Genomic DNA, 2,766 nt, shown 5'->3' with positions numbered 1-2,766 from the left:
GCGCTAGCCGTCCGAAGAGCGGGGGGTGGAGGGGGCGAGCCACGCCCGCCGCGCTCAATACAGCCATTCCCTCCGCCAAGCCGACGGCTCGCCCCCTCCCCCAGTCGCTCTCCGCTGCGCTCGGCGACTGGTCCCCCTCCCGCCGCTTCGCGGGGGAGGTGAAGGTCATTTCGCCAGCGGGGCGTTCAGAACGACAGCAGCCGAACGTCCAAGAGGACGGCTCCGAGGATCGAAATCCCCACCAGCAGCACGCGCGCTCTGCGAACCACTGGATCGGCTCGCCCATAGACGAACGTGATCCGGAGCGTTTCGGCTAACGCGTGCCGTTGGGCAGACGCCCCACGGGCTGGTTTCGATGGCGCAAGCGTCGGAAGCACGCGCACCCAGGTCACGGCGCCGACCAGCACAAAGGCCACGGACAACAGGGCGTCGGCGCGTTCAAGCACTTCGCTCATTGGGCCTCTCCCCGCAGCGTGACGACACAGCATTCCATAGCCATCCGCTTCTCGTGTGCTCCCAAAAAATCCCCGAACAACTTTGACATCCGGGCGTCCCATATGTTCCCGTTATGTTCATGTCGTTCAACGCCGACATCGCCGAGCGGCGCCAGCAGATGCTGGCGAAGGTGGCCGAGCTGGATCTCGCCGCGTGCGAGGCCGCGCACGCCAGCTATCTGCGCGCCATCGACACGCCCGAGGAGGCGGAGAAGGGCCGCACCTATCAGCGCATGGCCCGTTCGCTGCGCCAGTCGCTGGCCCTGCACGAACGGTTCGACCGCTCGGAGTCCCGCGAGGCGCGCGAGGCGGCGCGGGAAGCCCGGCAGGACGCGCTTCTCAGCCGCGCCCGCCCCGAGCCGGAGCCGCCGCGCCGCCGGTTCCCCGTCGACATCGAGGCCGCCGACGCCCGCGCCGCCGAGCTGCGCACCGCCGTTCGCCGGGTGATCTGGTCCGAGGGCTTCGACCGCAGCGAGCTGGAGGCCGAGCGCGAGTTTGCCGGCCAGTGCTATCGCGAGCTCGAGGCCTGGCTGCTGGACGAGCGCTGCAACGAGGATTTCGCCACCCGTCCGCTGGACGACTACGTCGCCGAGCTCTGCGCGGAGATGGACCTCGATCCCGACAACGCGGGGCGCTGGCGCGAGCTGCCGGACCCCGACATCGACCTGGTCCGCCGCTGGCTCAAGGACCTCAAGGGCTATGCCCGCCCGCCCTGGCAGGGCTCGGGCTGAGGCCCGCCACCCAACTCAGCCTGCCACCAACTTCAGATCCTGACCGACGCGGAAGGTTGCGGACGGGGGCTCGGACACCGGGCCGCCGGCGCCCTTCTGCGTCGTCCGCGTTTTCTGCGGTTAGACGCTAAGCCGCCCCCGCCACATAGGCGTCGATCTCGGCCAGCCGCCGCTTCACCGCCGCCTCCGGCAGGAACGAGCCGGTGAAGCTGTTCTTCGCCAGCGTCACCAGTTCTTCGCGCGTCAGCCCCAGCGCCCGGGCTGTCTGCAGCCAGTTCTCGCCGAGATAGCCGCCGAAATAGGCCGGATCGTCCGAGTTCAGCGTCGCCTTCAGCCCCAGCCCCAGCATCCGCTTCAGCGGGTGGGCCTTCAGGTCGTCCACCACGCAGAGCTTCAGGTTCGACAGCGGGCAGACGGTCAGCGTCATCTGCTCGGCGACCAGCCGCTTCACCAGGGCCTCGTCCTCCAGCGCCCGGTTGCCGTGGTCGATGCGGTCGACATGCAGCACATCCAGCGCCTCCCACACGTACTCGGGCGGCCCCTCCTCGCCGGCATGGGCCACCACCTTCAGCCCCCTGGCCTTGGCGGCGGCGAACACCCGGGCGAACTTCGACGGCGGGTGGCCCACCTCCGAGCTGTCGAGGCCGACGCCCGCGATCTTGTCCAGCCACGGCTCGGCGGCTTTCAGCGTCTCGAACGCAGCCTCCTCGCTGAGATGGCGCAGGAAGCAGAGGATCAGGCTGGAGGTGATCCCAAGATCCCGCTCCGCCTCGGCCATCCCGGCGGTCAGGCCCTCGATCACCGTGGCGAACGGCACGCCCCGGTCGGTGTGGGTCTGCGGGTCGAAGAACAGCTCCACGTGCCGGCACCCGTCGGCCGCCACCCGGCGGAAATAGGCCATGGCCAAGTCGTGGAAATCGGCCTCAGTGAGCAGCACCCCGGCGCCCTGGTAGTAGATGTCCAGGAAGTCCTGCAGGTTGGAGAAGGCGTAGGCGGCGCGCACCTCCTCCACCGTCTTGAACGGCAGGGCGATCCCGTTGCGGCGGCCCAGCTCGAACATCAGCTCGGGCTCCAGGCTGCCCTCGATGTGCAGGTGCAGTTCGGCCTTGGGCAGGCCGCGGATGAAATCGGCGTCGGTCATGGGAAAGTCGTCACCGCGAAACCCTTCCCGGGTCAAGGCTTGCGGCGCGCGGTCGGTCGTCTAGGCTTCCCGCCGCAACTCGGGAGTGTGCGTGCAGGGTTCGGGGGCGTGGGCGGCGGCGGACGGGGTGGCGGAGCATCAGCTCATGGCCGCTCATGAGGCGTTGCGGAAGACCCCGGGCATCCAGTTCGACTTCGCCGGCCCGCCCGCGCCGCCTGCGCCGCCGCCCTGGCTGGAGCCGCTGCTCCAGGTGCTGAAGATCATCCTGCCGGTGCTGCCCTACATCTTCTGGGGCGGCGTGATCCTGGGCGGCGCCCTGATCCTCTATTTCATCGCCCGCGAGCTGGTCCCCGAACGGTGGTTCCGGCGCAGGCGGGCCGAGGTCGCGGCCGCCGACTGG

Annotated in this window: 4 protein-coding genes; 2 read left to right on the top strand and 2 right to left on the bottom strand. The window is 69.6% G+C overall.

Features of this window, described 5'->3' with window-relative positions; all coding sequences use genetic code 11:
* Positions 1–185: 185 nt before the first annotated feature.
* Positions 186–455 (bottom strand): hypothetical protein, encoded by a 270-nt coding sequence (locus AX721_RS12980; RefSeq protein ID WP_068876421.1) that lies wholly within the window; start codon positions 453–455, stop codon positions 186–188.
* Between the two features lie 113 nt (positions 456–568).
* On the opposite strand from AX721_RS12980, the gene AX721_RS12975 reads away from it, so the two are divergent.
* Complete coding sequence (locus tag AX721_RS12975; RefSeq protein WP_068876420.1) at positions 569–1,225, top strand: hypothetical protein; 657 nt, start codon at positions 569–571, stop codon at positions 1,223–1,225.
* A 127-nt stretch (positions 1,226–1,352) separates the two neighbouring features.
* Here the strand turns inward: AX721_RS12975 and AX721_RS12970 are convergent, their stop codons facing one another.
* On the bottom strand, positions 1,353–2,366 hold the full coding sequence (locus AX721_RS12970) for an adenosine deaminase (RefSeq protein ID WP_068876419.1): 1,014 nt from the start codon (positions 2,364–2,366) through the stop codon (positions 1,353–1,355).
* 91 nt (positions 2,367–2,457) lie between these two features.
* Between AX721_RS12970 and AX721_RS12965 the strand changes: the two genes are divergently transcribed.
* On the top strand, positions 2,458–2,766 hold a 309-nt coding region (locus AX721_RS12965), incomplete at its 3' end, for a hypothetical protein (protein ID WP_197422557.1).

Origin of the sequence: Phenylobacterium sp. CCH9-H3 (assembly GCF_001557235.1) — a bacterium.
In the GTDB taxonomy this organism is placed as follows: domain Bacteria; phylum Pseudomonadota; class Alphaproteobacteria; order Caulobacterales; family Caulobacteraceae; genus Phenylobacterium.
The sequence above is the reverse complement of the archived record's forward strand: the minus strand, read 5'-3'. Positions and strand labels throughout refer to the sequence as shown.

Excerpts from the sequence above, each read along its gene's own strand:
- AX721_RS12975 (WP_068876420.1), top strand. The coding sequence starts at position 569 with ATGTTCATGTCGTTCAACGCCGACATCGCCGAGCGGCGCCAGCAGATG.
- AX721_RS12970 (WP_068876419.1), bottom strand. The coding sequence starts at position 2,366 with ATGACCGACGCCGATTTCATCCGCGGCCTGCCCAAGGCCGAACTGCAC.
- AX721_RS12980 (WP_068876421.1), bottom strand. The coding sequence starts at position 455 with ATGAGCGAAGTGCTTGAACGCGCCGACGCCCTGTTGTCCGTGGCCTTT.